This window comes from Chromobacterium sp. IIBBL 290-4 (assembly GCF_024207115.1).
In the GTDB taxonomy this organism is placed as follows: Bacteria; Pseudomonadota; Gammaproteobacteria; order Burkholderiales; family Chromobacteriaceae; genus Chromobacterium.
Window position 1 is genome coordinate 2648881 of sequence record NZ_CP100128.1, and the last position, 23605, is coordinate 2672485.

Here is a 23605-nt window from a genome sequence, read left to right on the forward strand (position 1 = left end):
CCTGAAGTCAAACAAGACTTGAGGAGTAGTGTCATGACCAAGTTTGGTGTTCATTCCGAGTGCGGCAAATTGCGGACCGTGATGGTGTGTCGTCCCGGCCTCGCCCACAAGCGCCTGACCCCGGACAATTGCCACGATCTGCTGTTTGATGATGTGATTTGGGTGGAGCGCGCGCAGAAAGACCACGCTTACATGGTCGAGCAGATGCGCGCCCGCGGCATCGAAGTGATCGAGGTGCACGACGCGCTGGCCAAGGTGCTGGACGACAAGGCCGCCCGCAACTGGATTCTGGATCGCAAGATCAAGGCCGACAATGTGGGCATCGGCATGCTGCAGGATCTGCGCAGCTGGCTGAACGAAATGCCGTCTTCGCAACTGGCCGATCATCTGGTGGGCGGCATCGCCAAGTTCGAACTGCCTTTCGACCCGAAAGGCCTGTTCGGCGGCTATCTGGACCGTTCCGACTTCGTGCTGCCTCCCATCCCCAACAGCCTGTTCCAGCGCGACCCGTCTTGCTGGATCTATGAAGGCGTGACGCTGAACCCGATGTACTGGCCGGCCCGCCGCCAGGAAACGCTGGTGTTGCAGTCCATCTACCAGTTCCACCCCTACTTTGCCGGCAAGGTCAACATCTGGTGGGGCGGCTGCGACAGCGACCACGGCCCGGCCACGCTGGAAGGCGGCGACGTGATGCCTATCGGCAACGGCACCGTGTTGATCGGCATGGGCGAGCGCACCAGCCCGCAAGCGGTGGTGCAAGTGGCCAAGCGCGTATTGCACAAGGAAGGCGGCGCCAAGCGCGTCATCGCCTGCCAGATGCCGAAGTCCCGCGCCGCGATGCACTTGGACACGGTGTTCAGCTTCCTCGACATCGACCTGCTGTCGGTGTTCCCGGATGTGGTGGACGAAATCACCTGCACCAGCATGTATGCAGGCGACCGCGAAGGCGAAATCCGCTTCGAGCGCCATGAGGGCGTGAAGCTGGTGGAAGTGGTGCGCCAGGCGCTGAACCTGAAGGAAATCCGCGTGCTCCAGACCGGCGGCGACGCCTACCAGCGCGAACGCGAACAATGGGACGACGGCAACAACGTGGTGGCGCTGGACCGCCGCGTGGTGGTGGCCTATGACCGCAACACCTACACCAACCGCCTGATGCGCGAGCACGGCGTGGAAGTGATCGAGATTCCGGCTTCCGAGCTGGGCCGCGGCCGCGGCGGCGGCCACTGCATGACCTGCCCGATCATTCGCGACGAAGTGAAGCTGTAAGGCCGTAACGCCCGGCCGGCGATGTCGGCCGGGGCTGAAATACCGAATTCCGTTTATTTGCAAAAATGACAGGTTGACCGCCGGCTCCCCCGGGAGCGACGGCCCGCTTGCCCAGACTCTAATCAGGAGCATCATCATGGCTTTCAATCTGCGCAACCGTAACTTCCTGAAAATGCTGGACTTCACTCCGCGTGAGATCCGTTACCTGCTGGACCTGTCCCGCGACCTGAAGCGCGCCAAGTACACCGGCACCGAACAGCAACACCTGAAGGGCAAGAATGTCGCCCTGATTTTTGAAAAGACCTCCACCCGCACCCGCTGCGCGTTTGAAGTGGCGTGTTTCGATCAAGGCGCCAATGTGTCCTACCTCGGGCCGTCCGGCTCGCAGATCGGCCACAAAGAGTCGATGAAAGACACCGCCCGCGTGCTGGGCCGCATGTACGACGCCATCGAATACCGCGGCTACAGCCAGGACATGGTGGAGCACGAGCTGGCCGCTTACGCCGGCGTGCCGGTCTACAACGGCCTGACCGACGAATTCCACCCGACCCAGATGCTGGCCGACGTGCTGACCATGTGGGAAAACAGCGACAAGCCGATCTCGCAGATCAGCTACACCTACCTCGGCGACGCCCGCAACAATATGGGCAACTCGCTGCTGGTGATCGGCTCCAAGCTGGGCATGGACGTGCGCATCGGCGCGCCTAAGCACCTGTGGCCGACCGATGAGCTGGTGGCCGAGTGCCGCGAAGTGGCCAAGCGCACCGGCGCCCGCATCACGCTGACCGAAGACGCCAAGGAAGCCGTCAAGGGCACCGACTTCATCCACACCGACGTATGGGTGTCGATGGGCGAGCCGGCCGAAGTGTGGGCCGAGCGCATCAAGCTGTTGAAGCCTTTCCAGGTGAACAGCGCGCTGATGGAAGCTTCCGGCAACCCGCGCGTCAAGTTCATGCACTGCCTGCCGGCCTTCCACAACAGCGAAACCAAGGTGGGCAAGGAAATCGCCGCTCAGTATCCGGAGCTGGCTAATGGCATCGAGGTGACCGAAGAGGTGTTCGAGTCCGAAGCTTGCATCGCCTTCGAACAAGCCGAAAACCGCATGCACACCATCAAGGCCATCCTGGTGGCCACGCTGGGCGACTAAAGCTTGCGTGCCGGTCGGGCTGGAAACCGGCCCGACTCAGAAATCACACATCAACCGGCCAAGGCCTCCTGACCGGAGATCTTGGCCGGCGTCGTTGAAAGAATTGGGAAGGAAGATTTATGCGAGTCGTCGTAGCTTTGGGCGGCAATGCCCTGCAACGTCGTGGCGAAGCCATGACCGCCGATAACCAGCGCGCCAATGTGAAAGTGGCCGCCGAGCAACTGGCCGCCGTGACCCGGTTGGGCCACAATCTGGTGATGTGCCACGGCAATGGTCCGCAAGTGGGCCTGCTTGGTCTGCAGAACGATGCCTACGCCCGCCATGTGGACGACAAGGTGACGCCGTATCCGCTGGACGTGCTGGGCGCGCAGACCGAAGGCATGATCGGGTACATGGTGGAGCAGGAACTGGGCAATGTGCTGCCGTTCGAGGTGCCCATCGCCACCATCCTGACCCAGACCGAAGTGGACGCCAACGACCCGGCCTTCAAGAACCCCACCAAGTTCGTCGGCCCGGTTTACTCCAAGGATGAAGCCGAGAAGATGGCGGCGGAAAAGGGCTGGACGGTGAAGGCCGACGGCGAGTACTACCGCCGCGTTGTGCCTAGCCCGAAACCGAAGCGCATCTTCGAAATGCGTCCGATCAAGTGGATGATAGAAAAGGGCGTGGTGGTGATCGCGGCCGGCGGCGGCGGCATCCCCACCATGTATGAAGGCGACAAGCTGGTCGGCGTGGAAGCGGTGATCGACAAAGACTTGGCTTCCGCCTTACTGGCGCGCGAGATCGACGCCGACTACTTCGTCATCGCCACCGACGTGAAGAGCGTATTTGTCGGCTGGGGCACGCCGGAAGCCAAGGCCATCCGCCAGGCGCATCCGGACGAAATGGACAAGCTGGGCTTCGCCGCCGGCTCGATGGGGCCGAAAGTGGAAGCCGCTTGCGAGTTCGCCCGCCTGACCGGCAAGAAGGCCGTCATCGGCGCGCTGGAAGACATAGAACGCATCGTCAAGGGCGAGGCCGGCACGGTGGTCTCTACCGAACAACCGGGCATCAGCTGGTATTGATGGTCGCAATGCTGTAAAGAGCGAGGGCTGCCGATTGGCAGCCCTTTTTTTCATGAGGGAATGGTTTTACTGCGATTTCAGCTGGCGGATCAGCGCCTCCATCTCCTCAGCCGTATGCGCTTTAGCCGCAGGCAGGCCGTCCAGAGGGATCAGTTCCCAGTCTGAAATCGCGTCCGCAGCGTGGCTGAACAAGGGGTGGGCTGCTTGATCTTGCGCATCCGCCGGCGCGGCGGCATCGGTGATCTGATTATTGACCGCGGTGGGTTGAGCCATGGCCGTCTCCTAGGGTGGGTTTCAATTTCGCGCCGCCAAGGCGGCGATCAGGCGGTTTTTTGCAGCTCGTCCGTTTCCAGTCCCAGTTGCCGGCCATAACGCCGGCAGGCGTCTTGCCCCGCCTGGTAGCCGGCTTGATAAAGCCGGGACAGATTGGAAAAGGACCAGTCCATTTCTTCTTGGTGCCCTTCCTGGCTGATATGGGCGTCGAAGCTTATCTTCAGGACTTCGGTGCGCTGGCGGCCGTGGGCGTCGCGATTGTGCAGCGCCTCGAACAACTTGAGATCATCCCGCGCGATGGCGGTCAGCGGCGTGATGATGGATTGCACCCAGGCGTCGTAGAGATCGCGCGGCGGATGCAGCAGCCGCGAGCTGCCCAGCACGTCGAACACCAGGGTGTAGTCGATATGCGGATGGCGCTGGAACAGGTCTTCGAAGTTCAAGGTGTCTATCGCCGCGCCCTCGATGAAGTAGTCGTCCCCCAATGGATAAGGCGGATAGATGAAGGGGAAGGACAGCGCGGCCAGGAAATGCTCATGCGTGACTTCCCGCTTGGTCCAGCACTGCATCTTGCCGCGGCTGATGTTGTAGGCGTTCAGATAGAACTCGGGCTGGAAGTCCCGCAGCTTGGAAAAATCGACCACTTCTTCGATGAAAGGCACGTGCGCGCACAGGCCTTGGCTTTGCGCCGACAGGCTGCTGGGACATAGCGTGGCCATCACTAGCGAGGTCCAGTCCGCCAGCAGCCGCTGCGTCGGTCCCTGGCCGGCTTGCTGTTGTATGGCTTGCAGCAGCGGATTGCGCGCTTGCATGGCTCGCCAAGCGTCGGCTAGCACGCCTGGCTTGTTGAATACCTTGAAATTGACCGGGAACTGCTCGTAGATCGCATCGGAAACGCCTATGCCGGCGAGGCCGGCCAGCGCGGTCAGCGCGTCGGCTTGCCGGGGCGCGGCGTAGAGCAGGCCGACAATGGCGCCGGCGCCGGAGGCCGAGACGATGTCGAACTCGACGCCTGCTTCCAGCAATGCGACCAGCGCGCCGGCCATCAAGGTGGCATTGGGCGCGCCGCCTCCCAGCACCAGCGCGATCGTGGGTTTTCCAGTAGCTGCCATCGATGGGTTCTCCATACGGAAATGCCAGAAGGAACGACAGACACATGGATAAAGTATGGATGGCGCTGGCTATTTTGCAATGCAACAGAGATGGATGCCGGTGTTGCCGAAAAACATCAGCGGCATGGCTTTGTCATTGAGCAATGAAAGATACCTTGCGATACAAGGTATCTTGTCATACAGTTAACTCAGACATCCGGATGCAGCAGTCCAACGGTGTTCCTTGTAATGCAAGGTATCGTGTATTGCCAAGACGGTGAGGAAGACAGCGATGAAGACACAATTGAAAAAGGGCACGCTCGACATGTGCGTCCTGGCGGTGCTGGCGCAGGCCGACAGCTACGCTTACGAGCTGGTCAGCAAGCTTTCCAAGGGCATGGATATCAGCGAAGGCACGATCTATCCGCTGATGCGCAGGCTGCAGAACGAATCCTGGGTCAGCACCTATCTGGTGGAATCGTCATCCGGCCCTTCGCGCAAGTATTACAAGTTGACGGAAGCAGGGCGGCGAGAGCTGGAGACGATGCGGCGGGAGTGGCAGGAGTTTGTGGCCGAAGTGGAAAACGTGCTGCGCGGCGATGCGGCGGCACAGACTGAGGGAGCGCAGCAATGACACGGAAAGCATTCTTGAGCCAATTGGAGCAAGGCCTGTCCGGCCTGAGGCCGGAAACGGTGCGCGAAATCCTGGCCGATTACGAAGAGTATTTCAATGACGCGCTGGCCGATGGCCGCGACGAGGCTGAGGTGGTGGCGGCTTTGGGCAGCCCGCAAAAGCTGGCGCGCGAACTGAGGGCGCAGACGCATTACAAGCAATGGCAGGAGCACCGCTCCTTCAGCAATCTGTCGCGGGTGATCGCGTCCATCGCCGGCTTGGGCGTGCTGAACTTCATCCTGGCGTTGCCGTTCATGATTTACCTGATTTTTCTGTCGGTAGGCTACATCGTGTCGGTCAGCTTTTTGTTCTCCGGCTTGGTGGTGGTGCTGGCCTGGGGCAGCCATGGCTTGTTCGGCTGGCCGCAACTCAGCGATGACGGCTCCGGCTGGTATATCGGCAGCCATGGCGATCATGGCGCGCAAATGGCCTGGCGCAGTGATATGGAGGACCATGCCGGCCAGGTCCGGATTGACGACGGCCTGCTGAAGCTGGAACCGGACGAAGGAGACCGCATAGAACTGCAGACCGTGCAGGGTGACACGCTGCTGATCAGCAAAAAACACGACAAGTTGACCGTCGACGCCAGCCAGCCGACGACGCGCCAGCTGGCCCAGATCGCCGACGGGGAAGTCCGCATCAATGGCGGAGCGATCCAGGCTTTGACTCTGAAAGAGAGCAGCGGCGATGTGTTTACCGCGAAGGTGGACGGCGAGCGCCGGTTGGTCAGGATGAACGCTTCTTCCAGCACCGCCGAAGTCAAGCTGGAAGCCAGCGCTGGCAAGAACAGCTTTGCGGTGAAGGATGGCGACAGCGCTCTGGAAATCACCGACCACAAGATCGCGCTCAAGGATGGCATGGACCATATCCAGATCGAGGCCTTGCCGGGCTTGTCGATCGGCATGAGCGCCCTGGTGGTGGGCTTGGGACTGTTGGCTGCCGGCGCTTTGGGCTTGTTGTTCAGCGTGTGGTTGACCCGCCTGACCTGGCGCGCCCTGGTGGCTTACGTGAAGTATCAGATCGAACTGGTGTCCGGCAAGACTCGCGACAGTGCGGCGGCCTGATCCGAAATTCAAGTGCGATGGGAGTGTGAATCATGAAGAACGATGCCTGCATGCAACATCTGCAACTGACGTTGGTGGAATTGCCGGATGCCGAGTTGCGCAAGATTCTCAACGATTATCGCGGCTACATCCGCGAGGCGGTGTCGGACCGGGCCAGCGAAAACCGTTTGCTGTCGCTGCTGACCGAGACCCGCCAGCTCGCGGCGGCGGCCTTCACTCGCAGACGCATACTGCGCCGCTCCAAAGGACAATTGATGGCGCATGGTCTGGCGTTGTTGGCCGCCGCAGCGGTGAATGCGGCGAGCTATTGGGTATATCTGCACTGACATCTGGAGACATGCGATGAAACGCTGGATTTTGGGAGTGTCGCTATTGGCTTGCGCCGCGCTGGCGCAGGCGGAGGATGTGGACAGCATTGACAAGCTGGTGTTCAAGGGCGATGTGCTGAAGCTGCGGCTGACGACCGAGGCCGCCCCTTACAAGTTGGATCTGGAGAAGACCAACTGGTCGGACGCCGACTGCAAGGTGACGACGACGCGCTTGGGCAGGCAGCTGATTTTCCAGGTTGATCTGGGCAAGAGGCTGGACAGCAAGTGCCGTCTGGCCATCCGCGGCAACGTCAAGCCGGGCAAGCAGGTTGAGACCGATATGGCCGTCTTGGATGCGAGTTTGAAGGGGCAATTCGATCAGGTGCAGATCAAGGCCAAGGCCTTGGATGCCTTGTTGAAGGGAAATTTCCAGGGCGTGAAATTGACGGGCGAGGCGGTCAAGGGCGATGTCAACGGCTCGGTGAGCGAGCTCCGTTTGAAAGGACAAGCGGTCACGCTGGACTTTGAGGGCAAGGCTAAGGCGCTGGATGTCGATGGCCAGGCCTTGAAAACCGATATCAAGCTTTTGGGCGCGCAGCCGGACGCCAATGTTTCGGTCAAGGGGCAAATGGTGAAACTGGATTTCAGCGCCAGCAAGCAGGCGAAGCTGGAGTATCAGGTGAGCGGCGAGGCCAGCAAGGTCAGCAGCGATTGGACTTCCACGCCCGGCGCGCCGTTGAAGCTGACTGTCAGAGGGCAAGCCGTGAAGGTGTCTTTGGATCAGGATTGATTTTGGTTTAACTCCGTGTCTGGTTTGCCCGGCCCTGCGCCGGGCTTTTTTTATCTTCGTCAGCATAAAAAAGGCGCCTTGCGGCGCCGTGATTCGATCCGGATGGACCCAGGGGCTTAGTGGCCCTTGTAGCTGCAGACGGTGAACAGATCCAGGCCGCCGTCGCGCACCAGTTTGCCGCCGCCCAGTTCCGGCAGCTCGATGATGGCGGCCGCTTCCAGCACATCGGCGCCCATGCGCTTGAGCAGCTTGTAGCCGGCCATCATGGTGCCGCCGGTGGCCACCAGATCGTCGATCAGGATCACGCGGTCGCCCGGCTTGCAGGCGTCGGTATGCATTTCCACCGTGGCGTTGCCGTATTCCAGCTCGTATTCCTCTTCCACCGTGGTGAAGGGCAGCTTGCCCTTCTTGCGGATCGGCACGAAGCCCACGTTCAGCTCGTAGGCGAGCACCGAGCCGATGATGAAACCGCGCGCGTCCAGGCCCGCCACCAGATCCACCTTCTCGGTCATGTAGCGATGGACGTAGATGTCGATCAGCATGCGGAAGGTTTTCGGGTTTTGCAGCAGCGGGGTGATGTCGCGGAACATCACGCCCTGGTTCGGCCAGTTCGGCACGGTGCGGATCCAGCCTTTCAGATAGCTGGAGTAGTCGAGATTGCTGAGGTTTTCCATGGCTGTATTGTACTTCGAAATCAAGAGACTGCGCGACTGAAGCGCTTCACCCGGCAGCAAATAAGGCTCGCCGCGAATAGCGGCGAGCCTTGAGGCGAAACGATTATTCCGGTTTTAGTGGAAGAACGCCAGCTTGAACACCCACAAGGCGGCGATCACCAACACCGCCGGCTTCAGATCGGCGAAGCGGCCGGCCAGGATCTTGATCACGGCGTAGCTGATGAAGCCGAAGGCGATGCCGTCGGCGATGGAGAAGGTGAACGGCATCGCAAGCGCGGTCATCACCGCAGGGGCGGATTCGGTCAGATCGTTCCACTCGATTTCCGCCAGGCCGCGCGCCATCAGCACCGCCACGTAGCACAAGGCCGGCGCGGTGGCGTAGGCCGGCACGGTGGCGGCCAGCGGCGACAGCCACAGTGCGGCCAGGAACAGCAGCGCCACCACCACGGCGGTCAGGCCGGTGCGGCCGCCCACGGCGGTGCCGGCGGCGGATTCGATGTAGGCGGTGGTGGACGAGGTGCCCATCACGGCGCCGGCGGTGATGGCGATGGAGTCGGCCATCAGCGCGCGCTTCAGGCGCGGCAGCTTGCCGTCCTTGTCCAGCAGGCCGGCGCGGTGCGACACGCCCACCAGTGTGCCGGTGGTGTCGAACAGATCGACGAAGAAGAATACGAAGATCACGCCGATCAGGCCGGCGTTGAGCGCGCCCTTGATGTCCATGGCCATGAAAGTGGGCGCCATGCTGGGCACCGGGGCGACGATGCCCTTGAACGGCGACAGGCCCATCGCGATGGACAGCACGGTCACCACCAGAATGCCGATGATGATGGAGCCCGGCACCTTGCGGTATTCCAGCGCCACGATCAGGAAGAAGCCCAGGATGGCCAGCAGCGTGGTGGGATTATGGATGTCGCCCAAGGTCAGGTAAGTGGCCGGGTGGGCGGCGATCACGCCGGCGTTCTTCAGCGCGATGATGGCGAGGAACATGCCGACGCCGGCGGAGATGGCGAATTTCAGCGACTGCGGAATGGCGTTGACGATGGCTTCCCGCACCTTGAACAGACTCACCGCCAGAAAGACCAGGCCGGAGATGAAGACCGCGCCGAGGGCGGTTTCCCACGACAGGCCCATGCCCTTGACCACGCTGAAGGTGAAGTAGGCGTTCAGCCCCATGCCCGGCGCCAGCGCGATCGGATAATTGGCCACCAGGCCCATGATGGCGGTGCCGAGCGCGGCCGCCAGGCAGGTGGCGACGAAGACAGCGTTCAGGTCCATGCCAGTGCTCGACAGGATCAGCGGGTTGACCAGCACGATATAGGCCATGGTCAGGAAGGTGGTGAAACCGGCGATGACTTCGGTTTTCACCGTGGTGCCGTGTTCCTTGAGCTTGAACAAGCTTTCCAGCAGTTGCATGACGAGTGGCTCCAGGCGGATTCGCAAGGTATGAAAAACGCGGCATTATCGGCCAGCGGCGTGCAAAATGCCTAAATCTTGATGTGAAAATATGTCTGCGCTTAACAACTGCAAGGCCGCTGTGATATCCTGAAAAATTAATCTTCGGCAAAGATTGCAATCATGAGCAGCCAGTCCATCGGCAATATTTACATCGTGGTGGCGCCCTCCGGCGCCGGCAAGACTTCGCTGGTGGCGGCCTTGCTGCAGGCGGAGCCCAGCGTGGAACTGTCGATCTCCTATAGCACCCGCGCCGCACGCAAGGGCGAGATCGACGGCAAGCATTACCACTTTGTCAGCCGCGAAATCTTCGACGACATGAAGGCGCGCGGCGACTTCCTCGAGTGGGCCGAGGTGTACGGCAATTGCTACGGCACCAGCGCGCCGTGGATCCGCAGCCGCCTCGACGCCGGCCAGGACATCCTGCTGGAAATCGACTGGCAAGGCGCCGAACAGGTGCGCAAGGTGTTTCCGGACGCCATCGGCATCTTCATCGCGCCGCCGTCCATCGAAGAGCTGGAGCGCCGTCTGCGCGGCCGCGACACCGATACCGAAGAGGTGATCCTGCGCCGCCTCGCCTCCGCCCGCGCGGAGATCGACAAGATCGCCGAGTACGACTACATCGTGGTCAACGACGACTTCGAGCGCGCGCGCCAGGATTTGATCAGCATCGTCCGCGCCCGCCGCTTGCGCAGCGCCCCGCAGTGCCGCCGCCTGGCCGACATGTTCCGCCGCATGGGCACCGCCGGCGCGAAGTAAAAATAGTTCCGCCTGAGCTGACTTGCCAAGGCGAAGTTCGATATAGTGAACCCTGTAAACATTATTTAACCGAGAGAAACCATGGCCCGCATTACCGTTGACGACTGCCTGGACCGCATCCAGAACCGTTTTGACCTGACTCTGGCCGCCGCCTACCGCGCGCGCCAAGTGGCTTCCGGCGCCACCTCTTTCGTTGAGCCGGGCCGCCACAAGCCGACCGTGGTCGCCCTGCGCGAAATCGCCGCCGGCCACGTGGGCAAGGAAATCCTCAACCGCGGCAAGGCCTGATAGCGTTACGGAGCAGACGATGGCCACCGGCATTGAGACGGGCATAGACTACAACGCCGTAATCGAATCCGAAGCGGCGGCTTTCTTGGAAAGCGCCGGGCGTTATCTCAAGCCGGAAGACGTCGATCTGCTCAGGCTGGCCTTTCAGGTCAGCCGCGACGCGCATGAAGGGCAAACCCGCAAGAGCGGCGAGCCCTATATCACCCATCCGTTGGCGGTGGCGACCATGCTCACCGACTGGCGGCTGGACGTGCAGGGGCTGGCTGCGGCCTTGCTGCACGACGTGCTGGAAGACACCGGCGTCACCAAGCCGACGCTGATCGAGAAGTTCGGCAAGATCGTCGCCGATCTGGTGGACGGCCTGTCCAAGCTGGAAAGGCTGGAATACCAGACCAAGGAAGACGCCCAGGCGGAAAGCTTCCGCAAAATGGTGCTGGCGATGGCGCGCGACATCCGCGTCATCATCGTCAAGCTGGCGGACCGGCTGCACAATATGCGCACGCTGGATTCGATGCGCGAGGACAAGCGCCGCCGCATCGCGCTGGAAACGCTGGAAATCTACGCCCCCATCGCCAACCGCATCGGCCTGAACAAGGTCTATCGCGAGTTGCAGGACCTGGCGTTCAAACATCTGCATCCGCACCGCTACAGCGTGCTGTCCAAGGCAGTTCGCGCCGCGCGCGGCAATCGCCGCGAAGTGGTGAACAAGATTCTGCAGGCTGTCAGCCAGCGGCTAGTGCAGAGCAATATCGAGGCCACGATCAAGGGCCGCGAAAAGAATTTATACAGCATCTACAAGAAAATGCAGGAGAAGCACCTGTCCTTCTCCGAGGTGCTGGACATCTACGGCTTCCGCGTGGTCGTCAACGACATTCCCAGCTGCTATCTGGCGCTGGGCGCGCTGCACAGCCTATACAAGCCGATTCCCGGCAAATTCAAGGATTACATCGCCATTCCCAAGGGCAATGGCTACCAGAGCCTGCATACCACGCTGTTCGGCCCTTACGGTACGCCGGTGGAGATGCAGATCCGTACCCGCGAAATGCACAGCGTGGCCGAGGCCGGCGTGGCTTCGCACTGGATGTACAAGAGCGGCGATGGCGTCAACACCGCGCAGCAGCGCACCCATCAATGGCTGCAAAAGCTGCTGGACATGCAGGAAGAGAGCGACGACGCGGTCGAGTTCCTCGAGCACATCAAGATCGACCTGTTCCCGGACGAGGTCTACGTGTTCACGCCCAAGGGCAAGATCATGGTGCTGCAGCAGGGTTCCACGCCGGTGGACTTCGCCTATGCGGTGCATACCGACGTCGGCCACCGTTGCATCGCCGCGCGCGTCAATCACGCGCTGGTGCCGCTGCGCTCGGTGCTGCGCAATGGCGATACGGTGGAGATCATCACCTCCACCCAGGCCAAGCCCAACCCATCCTGGCTGGCCTTTGTGCAGAGCGGCCGGGCGCGCTCCGGCATCCGCAATTATCTGAAGAGCCTGCAGCGCGAAGAGGCGGTCACGCTGGGCGAGAAGCTGCTGCGCCAGGCGGTCGGCGCGCTGGCGTCCACGCCGCTGGCGGTCAGCGACGAGCTGCGGGCCGAGTATCTATCCGCCTTCGGCGAAAAATTGAGCGGTTTCGACGACGTGCTGGCCGAGATCGGTACCGGCAAGCTGCTGCCCATCGTGGTGGCGCGCCGCATGCTGGAGCTGGCTGGCGAGCGGCTGGGCGAGGGCGTGCGCGTCGGCCCGATCACCATACGCGGCAACGAGGCCGGCATGGTGCAGCTGTCCAGCTGTTGCCACCCGCTGCCGGGCGACGACATCCTGGGCGTGATCACCAAGGGCCAGGGGCTGGTGATCCACCGCGTCAACTGTCCGAACGCGCGCCGCGCCGATCACGACAAGTTGCTTGAGGTGAACTGGGAGGCGCAGCGCGACCGCATGTTCGGCGTGACGGTGGGCGTGTTGTCGCGCAACGAGCGCGGCGCGCTGGCCGACATCGCCACTGCGATATCGCAGGCGTCCGCCAATATCGAGAGCGCCGACACTCAGGACAGTAGCCGCGACGGCGATGGCCTGTTCAATATCCACTTCCGCCTGCAGGTGGAAGGCGTCGAACATCTGGAACGCGTACTGGGCGCCGTTCGCCAGCTGGCGGTGGTGCAGCGCGTGGAGAGAAGATGAGCCAAATGAATCTGACAATCAACGGCGAGGCGCGCAGCTTCGCTGGCGTAAACACGTTCTCCGAGCTGGTGGCGGAGCTGGGGCTGACGGGCAAGCGCATCGCGATCGAGCGCAACGGCGAAATCGTGCCACGCAGCCGGCATGCCGAAGCGAAGCTTGGCGACGGCGACGTGCTGGAAATCGTGGTGGCGGTCGGCGGCGGTTGAGCCGTTTGCGGTCCGTCGCCTTAACGGATGGAAGGGGAATGAGCAGGTGAACGATCAACTGGTGATAGCGGGCAGAACATTCCGCTCCCGTTTGCTGGTGGGGACCGGCAAATACAGCAGTTTCGAGCAGACGGCCGAGGCATTGGATGCGGCGGGCTGCGAAATCATCACGGCGGCGATCCGTCGGGTGAATCTGGGGCAGAATCCTAACGAGCCGAATTTGCTGGACTTTTTGCCGCAAAACCGGTATAACCTGCTACCCAATACGGCGGGCTGCTATTCCGCCGACGATGCGATTCGCACCTTGCGCCTGGCGCGCGAGTTGCTGGACGACCACCGCTTCGTGAAGCTGGAAGTGCTGGGCGATCCTAATAATCTGTATCCCAACGTCAAAGAAACGCTGAAAGCCGCCGAGGTGCTGGTCGCTGAGGGTTTCGACGTGTTGGTCTATACCTCGGACGATCCCATCATCGCGCGCGAGCTGGAGCAAATCGGCTGCTGCGCGATCATGCCGCTGGCCAGCCTGATTGGCTCGGGGATGGGGATTCTGAATCCGTGGAATCTGCAATTGATTATCGAGCAGTCCAAGGTCCCGGTGATCGTGGATGCCGGCGTCGGCACCGCGTCCGACGCGGCGATCGCGATGGAATTGGGCTGCGACGGCGTGCTGATGAATACGGCGATCGCCGGCGCGCGACATCCGGTATTGATGGCGCGCGCAATGAAACTGGCCGTGGAAGCAGGCCGCGCCGCCTATCTGGCTGGCCGGATGCCGAAGCGTTTTTATAGTGCAACGCCAAGTTCTCCTAGTGAGGGGGTGATTTCTTCCGTCAAGTCGTGACGTTTTTCTGGCTCAAGAGGGCCGCGCCGCAGGCGCAAAACGCCACAAGATGGCCTGACGTCGATCTTTAGACTTTTACAAACCCGACAACATTGCTAAAATGCTGTTTTTACAGGCAGAGGTTTTGTCCTTTGCCCTAAAAGAAATCAAGGACCCTTAAGTAATGCCGAATATTCGCGTTAAAGAGAACGAACCGTTCGAAGTAGCTCTGCGTCGCTTCAAGCGCGCTGTGGAAAAGACTGGTCTGCTGACCGAACTGCGCGCCCGCGAGTTCTACGAAAAGCCGACCACCGAGCGCAAGCGCAAGCACGCTGCCGCGGTTAAGCGCCACTACAAGCGCATCCGCAGCCAAATGCTGCCGCCGAAACTCTACTAAGAGTTTTCAGGCATCAAGCAGGACCGCAGGCCATGCCTGCGGTTTTGCCATTTGTACTTCCGAATTTTCTCTTCGCTGCCGTCTGGCGGCGCCTGAATCCCGAGTGAGCACGACATGAGCCTCAAAGTTCGCATTTCCGACGACATGAAGTCCGCGATGAAAGCCAAGGAAGCCGTCCGCCTGGCCACGATCCGCTTGTTGATGGCTGCCATCAAGCAGAAGGAAGTGGATGAGCGCGTAGAGCTGGACGATGCCGCCATCACTGCCGTGATCGATAAAATGATCAAGCAGCGCCGCGACTCCATCAGCCAGTTCCAGGCCGCTCAGCGTCAGGATCTGGCGGACAAGGAACAGGCCGAAGTGGACGTGCTGTCCGGCTATATGCCGCAGCCGCTCAGCCAGGCGGAAATCGAGGCGCTGATCGCTCAGGCAGTGGCGGATACCGGCGCCGCCGGCATGCAGGACATGGGCAAGGTGATGGGCGCGCTGCGCCCGCAGCTGGCCGGCCGCGCCGATATGGCGCAAGTGTCCGCGCTGATCAAGGCCAAGCTGGCCGCGTAAGCGGCGGGTAATCGGATTTGATTCCGCAGGATTTCATCGATCAACTGCTGTCCCGCGTCGACATCGTCGACGTGGTGGATCGCTACGTCCCCTTGAAGAGGGGCGGCCAGAACTATATGGCCTGCTGCCCCTTTCACAAGGAAAAATCGCCCTCATTTACGGTAAGTCCCAGCAAGCAGTTTTATCACTGCTTTGGTTGCGGCGCGCATGGCTCGGCCATCGGCTTCGTGATGGAGTATCAAGGCATCGGCTTCATCGATGCAGTGAAGATGCTGGCCGAAGGCATAGGCATGCAAGTGCCGAACGAGCGCAGCGCCAATCCGGAGGCCAGCCGCCAAGCGCGTGAAAAGCAGGTGTCGCTGGAGCAGTTGATGCAGCTGGCCAGCGATTATTACCGCCGCGAGCTGAAAACCGCGCCCAATGCCATCGCCTACTGCAAGGGGCGGGGGCTGTCCGGCGAGATCGCCGCCCGCTTCGGTCTGGGTTATGCCCCTGACGGCTGGCAGAACCTGGAGGCGGTGACCGCCAACTACCAGGATGAAAAGCTGGTGGAGGCCGGGTTGGTGATCGTGGCCGAAGACAGCGGCCGCCGTTACGACCGCTTCCGCGATCGTCTGATGTTTCCGATCCGCAATCAGCGCGGCGCCATCGTCGGTTTCGGCGGACGGGTGCTGGGCAAGGGCGAGCCGAAGTATCTGAACTCGCCGGAAACGCCGCTGTTCGAGAAAGGCCGCGAGCTGTACGGCCTGTACGAGGCGCGGCAGGCGATCCGGGATAAAAACCGGGTGCTGGTGGTCGAAGGCTATATGGACGTGGTGGCCCTGGCGCAGTATGGCGTCGGCTACGCGGTGGCTACGCTGGGCACCGCCACCACCGGCGAGCATGTGCGCAAGCTGCTCAAGCATGCCGACCAGATCTACTTCTGTTTCGACGGCGACGCCGCCGGGCAGAAGGCGGCCTGGAGAGCGCTGGAAAACAGCTTGCCGCAGCTGGTGGACGGCAAGTCGCTGAACTTCCTGTTTCTGCCGACCGAGCATGATCCGGACAGTTATGTCCGCGAATTCGGCTCGGATGCGTTTGAGGAAGTGTTGACGCAGCAAAGTCTGCCGCTGTCGGTGTATTTCACCCGCGAGCTGTGCCGCGGCGTCAACCTCGGCACGCCGGAAGGGCAGGCCGAGCTGATCCGCGAAGCCAAGCCGCTGTTGTCGCAAATCGCCGCGCCGGCCTTGGGTTACATGATACGCAAGCGTCTGGCGGAGATGGCCGGCATCGAAGTGGACGAGCTGGACATGCTGACCAGCGGCAAGCCGCGGCCTGAAAAGGAACGCGGCGGCCGGGGTAGCGGCCGGCGAGATTACAAGCTGCCGGCGGAGTCGCAGCGGGTGGTCAACACCACCATGGTGAAGAAGCTGATCAAATGGCTGCTGATGAACCCGCAATGGGCGGGCGACGTCAAGCTGCCGGACAGCCTGGCGCTGTCGGATGAGCTGGCTTGCTTCGCCATGCTGGCGGAGCGGGTGCTGGATCATGGCGAATCGCCGAATACGGCGCAGTTGATAGAGGGCCTGCGCGGCACGCCGCACGAAGGCCTGATCGACAGCGTGCTGCTGCAGGCGATGCAAGATCCGGACGAGTTCGCCGACCCCAGCGACGACGATAGGCAGCTGTTTCAGGACGGCAATGTCCGTCTGCTGAAAATGCTGCATGCGGAGCAGCTGGAGCGGCTAAAACTGAAGGACCGGCACGAAGGACTGACTTCCGAGGAAAAAGTCCTGATGGGCCAGTTGTTGCGGGAAATGTTCTCGTCGCCGAACTAACGGGTTCGGCGGAAAAACTCAAGTGGTTGTGTTATAATCAACTGTTTTTTTCGGCTTTTTTTCAAGCAGGAAGCGAAATGGCGGCCTCTCCCGAAAACCAGAAAGATGTGCAGGAAAGCCAACAGGAGGTGATGAGCCTGGAAGAGCAGCGGAAACGCTTGCGCCAGCTGATCGCCCTGGGCAAAGAGCGTGGGTATCTGACCTACGCCGAAATCAACGACCACCTGCCGGAAGACGTATCGGACGCCGAGCAGATCGAAAACATCGTCACGATGATCGCCGGTCTGGGCATTCAGGTATGCGAAGAGGCGCCGGACGCCGAAACCTTGCTGATGTCCGACGCCACGCCTTCGGTGGCGGATGAAGACGCCGTGGAAGAAGCCGAAGCGGCCCTGTCCTCGGTGGATTCCGAATTCGGCCGCACCACCGACCCGGTGCGCATGTACATGCGCGAAATGGGCTCGGTCGAGCTGTTGACCCGCGAAGGCGAAATCGAAATCGCCAAGCGGATCGAAGACGGCCTCAAATACATGATCCAGGCCATCTCCGCCTGCCCCGGCACCATCGCCGAGGTGCTGGAGCTGATGGAGCGCGTGGCGCGCGATGAAACCCGCGTCGACGAAGTCGTCGACGGCTTCATCGACCTCAACGCCCCGGAAGAGGCGGACATGCCCTTCGCCGAGCCGGAAGACAGCGACGAGCTGTTGGACGAAGAGGACGAAGAGGATGAGGACGAAGAAGGCGTAGAGGGCGAGGCCGATGCCGGCGTCAACCTCGAAGAGCTGAAGCAGCGCGCGCTGGAACACTTCGCCGGCGTGCGCATGCTGTTCGACAAGATGGTCAAGGTATTGCAGGCCAAGGGTTCGCAAAGCAAGGAATACCTGGAGCTGCAAGACGCGATCACCACGGAATTCATGCTGGTGCGCTTCGCCACTCGTCAGGTGGAAAGCCTCTGTGAATCGCTGCGCAGCCGCGTCAATGAGATCCGCACTTACGAGCGCGATATCCAGGACATCTGCGTCAGCCGCGTGCGCATGGAGCGCGCCCACTTCATCAAGGTGTTCCCCGGCAACGAGACCAACCTTGACTGGGTGGAAAACGAGATCGATTCCGGCAAGGCCTGGAGCGAGACGCTGACCCGCTTCAAGCACGCCATCATCGAAAAGCAGACCCGTCTGTCCGATTTGCAGGACAAGGCCATGCTGTCGATCAAGGCGCTGAAGGAAATCAACCGCCAGATGTCGGCCGGCGAGTCCAAGGCGCGCCGCGCCAAGAAGGAAATGATCGAGGCCAACCTGCGTCTCGTGATCTCCATCGCCAAGAAGTACACCAACCGCGGTCTGCAATTCCTGGATCTGATCCAGGAAGGCAACATCGGTCTGATGAAGGCGGTGGACAAGTTCGAATACCGTCGCGGCTACAAGTTCTCGACCTACGCCACCTGGTGGATTCGCCAGGCGATTACCCGCTCCATTGCGGACCAGGCGCGCACCATCCGCATTCCGGTGCACATGATCGAGACCATCAACAAGATGAACCGCATCTCGCGTCAAATCCTGCAGGAAAGCGGCCGCGAGCCGGATCCGGCGGAATTGGCCGAGAAGATGGAGATGCCGGAAGAGAAGATTCGCAAGATCATGAAGATTTCCAAGGAGCCCATCTCCATGGAAACCCCGATCGGCGACGACGACGATTCCCATCTCGGCGACTTCATCGAGGACCAGAACAACCTGGCTCCGTCCGACGCGGCGATGTACTCCAGCCTCAAGGACGCCACCAAGGAAGTGCTGGACACGCTGACTCCGCGCGAGGCCAAGGTCCTGCGCATGCGTTTCGGCATCGACATGAACACCGACCACACGCTGGAAGAAGTGGGCAAGCAGTTCGACGTGACCCGCGAGCGTATCCGTCAGATCGAGGCCAAGGCGCTGCGCAAGCTGCGTCACCCGACTCGTTCCGAACGTCTGCGCAGCTTCCTGGACAATGAGCCGGGCGGCCAGTAAGCGCCACGCTTGAAATGTCTGGAGTCCCCAAGCCGCTTGAATAAAGGGCTTGGGGATTTTTGTTTTCCTCGCTATAATGGCCCTCTCTTTCAGGGCCTCTAGCTCATGCTTGGTTAGAGCAGCGGACTCATAATCCGTTGGTGCGGGGTTCGACTCCCCGGGGGCCCACCAGAATTCAAAAAGCCGCGCGATGCGCGGCTTTTTCATATCCCCTGTCCGCGCAGCTTCGCTTTGCCATATCAGGCGCTATTTGTGCTTCTAATGATTTCCGCATGCCAATTTCCCGCCTGTTGCGTTTCCACGCCAAACGGCGATCACGGCCCATATACAGGATGCAGCTTTCGCTCATTTGATCTATTGTAATGGCTCAAAGGAGCGATTCATGGCGATGCGTCAAGCACATAGGGTTTCTGATCCGCCTGTCAGGGAGTCCAGTCATCCGGAAACAGGCAGTTATTTGCTGGAAAAACCCTCGATTACCCATTTTCTGCGGCTCTATCGGTTGTCGCCTATGGAGCGCATCGATCTGATCCTGCGCGGCGTGCCGGCAGCGGAGGCGAAGGAAGTGGCCAAGCGTATGGATGTGGCGCAGGACGCCATGTTCAAAGTGCTGCGGCTGCCCATCTCTACCGTCAACAAGCGCGCGGCGCGCAATCAGGAGCTCACCATAGAGGAGAGCGAGCGGCTGGTGGGCATGGCATCGTTGATCGGGCAGGTGGAAAGCATGATGGCGGAATCCGGCGAGGCCGAGGATTTCGACGCGGCCAAATGGCTGGGGCAATGGATGGAAACGCCGAATCCTGCCTTGGGTCAGCGCCGGCCGGCGGAATTCCTGTGCACGGCTGAGGGCTTCCGTCTGGTGTCGGATGTGTTGGCTGCGATGCAGAGCGGAGCGTATCTGTGACGCGGCTGGCGTGGCGCATTGCCACGGATACGCCGGATTATTCAGCGGAGGACATGAGCGGAGAGGGCGCCAAGCGCACGGGCGGCCGTTGGAACCGCCGCGGCGGCGCCATGCTCTACAGCGCGGAAAGCCGAGCCTTGGCCTGCCTGGAAACCCTGGCGCATCTGGGGGCAGGCGGCTTGCCCTTGAATCGCTACCTGGTCCGGCTGGAGATTCCCGATGCGGTTTGGGCTCGCGCAGAGCGGGTTTCTCCAGATGATTCCGCGCTGGTGGGCTGGGATGCGCTGCCGGCGGGCCGCGTCAGTCTGGATTATGGCGATGGCTGGCTGCGCGAGTCGCGGTCCGCCCTGCTGCTGGTTCCATCCATCATCGTGGCGGAAGAGTCGAATATCCTGATCAATCCGGCGCATCCGGATGCCGCCGCTATTTGCGCCGTCAAAGTGCGGAAGTGGCAGTACGATGCTCGTCTGGCTGTTTAGCAGCATCCGTCGCTACGAAAACGATACTCGCAAAAGGGAGGCAGGCTTGAAGGTCAAGCTGCCTTATTAAAAACGCCGGTCTAGGCTCCGCCCATTACGACGATTTTTCCGCCTGCCGTTTGCGCGTCCAATAAGCGGTGAGCCGCCTGTATTTCCTCGAACGGGAAAACACGAACCGGTTTCGCCTGTATGGCGCCGCTTTCCGCCCAATCTATGATTTGCTGAAACGGGATATCGCCGAGCGGATATTCTTCGCTGCCGAAAACCAGCGCGCTGGCGAAAAAGCTCAGATGGCGGCCGCTGGGCAGATGGACCATGGGGTCGAAGTCGGCCAGCGGCGCATGGCCGCCCAGAAAGCCAGCCATGCATACGCGGCCGTTTCGTTTAGCCAGCCGCAGCGAGTCCAGCAGGGTGGACGTGCCGACGAGATCGAGTACCTTGTCCACGCTTTGAGCGCCGTTGGCTGACGTGGCGTCGAATAAAGAAGGCGATTCGATCCAGGCTTCGTCCGCGCCCAAGCCCTGCGCGGCCGTCAACCGGGATTCATGCCTGACTGTGGCGATGACTTTGGCGCCGCGCTGTTTGGCCAGCTGCAGCGCGGCTTGACCCAGAGCGGAAAGCGCGCCGCGGATCAGCAGAGTATCGCCGGCTTGCAGCGCCAGATTGTCATGGAGACAAGTCCAGGCGGTGGCGTAGGACTCGGGCAGCGCCGCCAGATGGGCCCAGTCCAATTTGGTGCGGATCGGCACGACATTGCCGGCTGGCGCGCTGACCCATTCCGCGTAGCTGCCATTGCGGCTGCGGCCCATGCCCCCCATCAAGGCGATGACTTTTTGTCCCGGCTGCAATCGTCCGCTGGGATCATATTCCACCTCTCCCGCGCATTCGATGCCGGAGATGGCGGCCACTTCTCCCCACAAGCCCTGGCGGAAATACTGTTCCGCCCGGTTCAGGCCGAAGGCGCGTACCCTTATCAGCACTTCGCCCGTTTTGGCGATAGGCTGGGGAAGGTCTTGGATATGCAAGTGCTCTGGTCCGCCGTACTGTTGTCTCACGATTGCGCGCATGACATCCGCTCCTCTGCGTTAATTTGAAAGTGAGCCCAGTGTAGCGGTACGTTTGTTTTGTAAAAATTTAAAAGATTGGCAAAAGATTGTAAGATTAAATAACAATGGACTTTACATTACATGAGCTGGCCTGCCTGGACGCGGTGCTGAGCGAGGGAAGTTTTCAAGCGGCGGCGCAAAAGCTGCACCGCAGCCACCCCGCCATCCACTCGGCAATCAAACATCTGGAAGAGCGGCTTGGCCTGGTGCTGCTGGACCGTACCCACTATCGCGTTAGGCTGACGCTGGCAGGCGAGGCGTTTCATCGCCATGCCCAGTCGCTGCTGGAGCATGCGGCCGGTCTGAGCGCGGTGTGCGAACAACTGCAAAGAGGCGAAGAAACCGATTTGCGGGTGGTGGTGGGGGATTTGACGCCGACGAGGGAGGCTTTGGGTTCGCTGAAGCGTTTTTTTCAAAACTGGCCGCGCACGCGTCTGCATCTGCATTTCGAGGTGATAGGCGGTCCTTGGGAGCGCCTATTGGCGGAAGAGGCGGATCTGATCATTCATCATATCGATAAATCCGACTCCCGCTTCGAATGGGTGGATCTCATGCCGGTCGAGGTGGTGCCAGTGATCGCGCCCAGCTTGTTGGCTGGCCGATCGCCATTGGCGATGACGCGGGAAATGATGCGGGCGCATGTGCAGGTGATCATCCGCGACTCCGCCCGCGTTCCGGGGCGAGACTATTTCTTGATCCGGGATGCCGCCAGTTGGACCGTGGCGGATCAGCACACCAAGAAAGGTTTGATTCTGGAAGGCATGGGATGGGGCCATATGCCGCTGCATCTGGTTTGCGATGAGCTGGCCAGCGGCGCTTTGCTGTCATTGGAAGGTCAATATTTCCGCCGTTCCCGCCTGGATATTGTCGCGGCTAGGCTGAGCGGCAGGGCGACGGGGCCGGTGGCATCCGCCTTATGGGCGCACTTGTCTGGTGCGAGCGACTGAGCGAATGCCGCGCGTAGCCGTGTCATTTTTTGCTTGTCCGCGCGACTGACTCATGGAAGGTGAGATAGGAGGCGCGACAAATGCGAATGGCGAAGCAAATCATGATTTGGGGCTTGGCGCTAGCCTCGAGCGCGGTGGAGGCGGATGCCGGCGCATGCCGTGCGTCGGCGGAGTCGGACATGGCAAGGCGCGTGGCCCTGCTGGAGCTGTATACCTCGGAAGGCTGCAGCAGCTGTCCGCCTGCCGATGCCTGGCTGCGCGGATTATCGGCTGCGGGATGGGATGGCCGGAAGGTGGCGCCGCTGGCTTTTCATGTCGATTATTGGGATGGCCTGGGCTGGCGCGACCGCTTTGCCGATCCGGCCTATTCGCAAAGACAGCGTTGGCGGGCGGCGCAGGCTGGCAGCGACCTGGTCTACACCCCGCAGGTATTGCTGAATGGCCGGGACTGGCGCGCCTGGGGATATGACAGCCTGCGCGCCTCATTGCCGGCAGGGCGTTCGCCCGTCTCGCTGCGCTTGGACATCCGCGCTGCAGGCGATGGCATTGATGTGGACGCGGTCGTGAAGCGCGAGGCATCGGCTCCATCCCTGCGTTTGATGCTGGCGCTGTATGAGAACGGTCTGCAAAGCCAGGTGGCGGCAGGAGAGAATGCCGGCCGCGCGTTGCGGCATGCCGTGGTGGTGCGCCGGCTGGATGGGCCTTATGCCTTGTCGGGGGCGGCGGCTCTGGGCCGGCATTTGCGTTTCGCTGCCGGGCAGAAGGTGGGGCAGAGCGGCGTCGTCGCCTGGCTTGAGGATGAAAGCGGTCAAGTCTGGCAGGCGGCGATGGCCGCTTGTCCAGGTGGCTGATCAGACAGGGGGCGGTAGAGGATGGCAGCGATGAGGCTAGGCTTAGTGAGCTTATTTTTCCGAAGGAGATGCCATGTTGCCCGCCGAAGCCCGCCATATCATCGAAGCCCTGGCCAGCGGCATAGACCCAATCAGCGGCGAAGCGCTGCCGCAACATGATTTATTCAATCAGCCGGATGTGATCCGGGCTTTGTTTATGGCTGCGCACGCGCTAGAGGCGGCCAAGCCCGCCAGAAGCGCGCCCGGCAATGCGGGCCGAAGCTGGAGCGAGGAGGAAGAGACGCGCTTGCTGCAGGCTTTTGATGAGGGGCGGGAGCTCAAGCAGATCGCCGCCGAGCATGGCCGCAGCCGGGGCGCGATCACGTCGCGGCTGATCCGCTTGGGCAGGCTGTCCGAGGAGGATGCGCAAACCGTCTGATCTGAATGGGGATGTCGGCCTTCATGTTGTTGGCATTGTGTAAATGGCTGGTTAAGATGAGGACTTTCAAC

General features: G+C 61.2%; 26 protein-coding genes and 1 tRNA gene. 22 read left to right on the forward strand and 5 right to left on the reverse strand.

Features of this window, described 5'->3' with window-relative positions:
• The first annotated feature begins 33 nt into the window (after window positions 1–33).
• From NKT35_RS12165 to arcC, 3 genes are all read left to right on the forward strand, one after another.
• Window positions 34–1266, forward strand: coding sequence for an arginine deiminase (locus NKT35_RS12165; RefSeq protein ID WP_254293273.1), 1233 nt, complete (start codon window positions 34–36; stop codon window positions 1264–1266).
• A 136-nt stretch (window positions 1267–1402) separates the two neighbouring features.
• On the forward strand, window positions 1403–2413 hold the full coding sequence (locus NKT35_RS12170; RefSeq protein WP_254293275.1) for an ornithine carbamoyltransferase: 1011 nt from the start codon (window positions 1403–1405) through the stop codon (window positions 2411–2413).
• Window positions 2414–2532: 119 nt separating this feature from the next.
• Window positions 2533–3477, forward strand: a complete 945-nt coding sequence (arcC, locus tag NKT35_RS12175) for a carbamate kinase (RefSeq protein WP_254293277.1) — start codon at window positions 2533–2535, stop codon at window positions 3475–3477.
• A 66-nt stretch (window positions 3478–3543) separates the two neighbouring features.
• Here the strand turns inward: arcC and NKT35_RS12180 are convergent, their stop codons facing one another.
• Window positions 3544–3750 carry a hypothetical protein gene (locus NKT35_RS12180; protein WP_254293279.1) on the reverse strand — a complete coding sequence of 69 codons (207 nt, stop codon included), beginning with the start codon at window positions 3748–3750 and terminating at the stop codon, window positions 3544–3546.
• A gap of 47 nt (window positions 3751–3797) precedes the next feature.
• On the reverse strand, window positions 3798–4862 hold the full coding sequence (locus NKT35_RS12185) for a patatin-like phospholipase family protein (RefSeq protein ID WP_254293285.1): 1065 nt from the start codon (window positions 4860–4862) through the stop codon (window positions 3798–3800).
• Window positions 4863–5133: 271 nt separating this feature from the next.
• On the opposite strand from NKT35_RS12185, the gene NKT35_RS12190 reads away from it, so the two are divergent.
• Genes NKT35_RS12190 through NKT35_RS12205 form a run of 4 tightly spaced genes read left to right on the forward strand, consistent with a single transcriptional unit; the run spans window position 5134 to window position 7676 of the window.
• Window positions 5134–5475, forward strand: coding sequence for a PadR family transcriptional regulator (locus NKT35_RS12190; RefSeq protein ID WP_254293287.1), 342 nt, complete (start codon window positions 5134–5136; stop codon window positions 5473–5475).
• Entirely contained in the window at window positions 5472–6578 is a 1107-nt protein-coding gene (locus tag NKT35_RS12195) for an HAAS signaling domain-containing protein (RefSeq protein ID WP_254293289.1), read from the forward strand. Before NKT35_RS12190 ends, NKT35_RS12195 begins: the two co-directional genes overlap by 4 nt.
• Before the next feature lie 32 nt (window positions 6579–6610).
• Window positions 6611–6904: a hypothetical protein gene (locus NKT35_RS12200; protein ID WP_254293291.1), complete on the forward strand. Its 294-nt coding sequence runs from the start codon at window positions 6611–6613 to the stop codon at window positions 6902–6904.
• A 16-nt stretch (window positions 6905–6920) separates the two neighbouring features.
• Entirely contained in the window at window positions 6921–7676 is a 756-nt protein-coding gene (locus NKT35_RS12205) for a hypothetical protein (RefSeq protein ID WP_254293293.1), read from the forward strand.
• A 116-nt stretch (window positions 7677–7792) separates the two neighbouring features.
• Here the strand turns inward: NKT35_RS12205 and NKT35_RS12210 are convergent, their stop codons facing one another.
• Together NKT35_RS12210 and NKT35_RS12215 are read right to left on the reverse strand one after the other, a co-directional pair.
• The gene (locus tag NKT35_RS12210) at window positions 7793–8350 is read right to left on the reverse strand and encodes an adenine phosphoribosyltransferase (protein WP_254293295.1); all 558 of its coding nucleotides are present in this window, start codon (window positions 8348–8350) and stop codon (window positions 7793–7795) included.
• A 114-nt stretch (window positions 8351–8464) separates the two neighbouring features.
• Window positions 8465–9763, reverse strand: a complete 1299-nt coding sequence (locus NKT35_RS12215) for an NCS2 family permease (RefSeq protein WP_254293297.1) — start codon at window positions 9761–9763, stop codon at window positions 8465–8467.
• Between the two features lie 162 nt (window positions 9764–9925).
• On the opposite strand from NKT35_RS12215, the gene gmk reads away from it, so the two are divergent.
• From gmk to NKT35_RS12275, 12 genes are all read left to right on the forward strand, one after another.
• Window positions 9926–10561, forward strand: coding sequence for a guanylate kinase (gene gmk, locus NKT35_RS12220; RefSeq protein ID WP_254293298.1), 636 nt, complete (start codon window positions 9926–9928; stop codon window positions 10559–10561).
• 81 nt (window positions 10562–10642) lie between these two features.
• Window positions 10643–10849 (forward strand): DNA-directed RNA polymerase subunit omega, encoded by a 207-nt coding sequence (gene rpoZ / locus NKT35_RS12225; RefSeq protein ID WP_071113167.1) that lies wholly within the window; start codon window positions 10643–10645, stop codon window positions 10847–10849.
• Between the two features lie 19 nt (window positions 10850–10868).
• Entirely contained in the window at window positions 10869–13025 is a 2157-nt protein-coding gene (locus NKT35_RS12230) for a RelA/SpoT family protein (protein ID WP_254293300.1), read from the forward strand.
• Window positions 13022–13231 (forward strand): sulfur carrier protein ThiS, encoded by a 210-nt coding sequence (gene thiS / locus NKT35_RS12235; RefSeq protein WP_254293302.1) that lies wholly within the window; start codon window positions 13022–13024, stop codon window positions 13229–13231. Before NKT35_RS12230 ends, thiS begins: the two co-directional genes overlap by 4 nt.
• 46 nt (window positions 13232–13277) lie before the next feature.
• Window positions 13278–14072, forward strand: a complete 795-nt coding sequence (locus tag NKT35_RS12240; RefSeq protein WP_254301380.1) for a thiazole synthase — start codon at window positions 13278–13280, stop codon at window positions 14070–14072.
• Between the two features lie 163 nt (window positions 14073–14235).
• Complete coding sequence (gene rpsU / locus NKT35_RS12245) at window positions 14236–14448, forward strand: 30S ribosomal protein S21 (protein ID WP_043578765.1); 213 nt, start codon at window positions 14236–14238, stop codon at window positions 14446–14448.
• Between the two features lie 114 nt (window positions 14449–14562).
• Entirely contained in the window at window positions 14563–15009 is a 447-nt protein-coding gene (locus tag NKT35_RS12250) for a GatB/YqeY domain-containing protein (RefSeq protein ID WP_254293303.1), read from the forward strand.
• A 17-nt stretch (window positions 15010–15026) separates the two neighbouring features.
• Window positions 15027–16826 (forward strand): DNA primase, encoded by a 1800-nt coding sequence (dnaG, locus tag NKT35_RS12255; RefSeq protein WP_254293305.1) that lies wholly within the window; start codon window positions 15027–15029, stop codon window positions 16824–16826.
• Window positions 16827–16903: 77 nt separating this feature from the next.
• Window positions 16904–18829 carry an RNA polymerase sigma factor RpoD gene (rpoD, locus tag NKT35_RS12260; RefSeq protein ID WP_254293307.1) on the forward strand — a complete coding sequence of 642 codons (1926 nt, stop codon included), beginning with the start codon at window positions 16904–16906 and terminating at the stop codon, window positions 18827–18829.
• Between the two features lie 92 nt (window positions 18830–18921).
• Window positions 18922–19000 (forward strand) — tRNA-Ile (locus NKT35_RS12265).
• Between the two features lie 211 nt (window positions 19001–19211).
• A complete protein-coding gene (locus NKT35_RS12270) occupies window positions 19212–19733 on the forward strand; it encodes an Xre family toxin-antitoxin system antitoxin (RefSeq protein WP_254293309.1) in 522 nt (173 codons plus the stop codon).
• Window positions 19730–20212, forward strand: coding sequence for an RES family NAD+ phosphorylase (locus tag NKT35_RS12275; protein WP_254293311.1), 483 nt, complete (start codon window positions 19730–19732; stop codon window positions 20210–20212). The genes NKT35_RS12270 and NKT35_RS12275 overlap by 4 nt, the downstream gene beginning before the upstream one ends.
• An 80-nt stretch (window positions 20213–20292) precedes the next feature.
• Here NKT35_RS12275 and NKT35_RS12280 read toward each other — a convergent pair whose 3' ends face one another.
• Window positions 20293–21279, reverse strand: coding sequence for a zinc-binding dehydrogenase (locus NKT35_RS12280; protein ID WP_254293313.1), 987 nt, complete (start codon window positions 21277–21279; stop codon window positions 20293–20295).
• 104 nt (window positions 21280–21383) lie between these two features.
• Between NKT35_RS12280 and NKT35_RS12285 the strand changes: the two genes are divergently transcribed.
• The 3 genes from NKT35_RS12285 (at window position 21384) to NKT35_RS12295 (ending at window position 23534) form a co-directional block, all read left to right on the forward strand.
• On the forward strand, window positions 21384–22265 hold the full coding sequence (locus tag NKT35_RS12285; RefSeq protein ID WP_254293315.1) for a LysR family transcriptional regulator: 882 nt from the start codon (window positions 21384–21386) through the stop codon (window positions 22263–22265).
• An 86-nt stretch (window positions 22266–22351) separates the two neighbouring features.
• A complete protein-coding gene (locus NKT35_RS12290; protein ID WP_254293317.1) occupies window positions 22352–23116 on the forward strand; it encodes a DUF1223 domain-containing protein in 765 nt (254 codons plus the stop codon).
• 73 nt (window positions 23117–23189) lie between these two features.
• Window positions 23190–23534, forward strand: coding sequence for a hypothetical protein (locus tag NKT35_RS12295; protein WP_254293319.1), 345 nt, complete (start codon window positions 23190–23192; stop codon window positions 23532–23534).
• Window positions 23535–23605 lie beyond the last annotated feature (71 nt).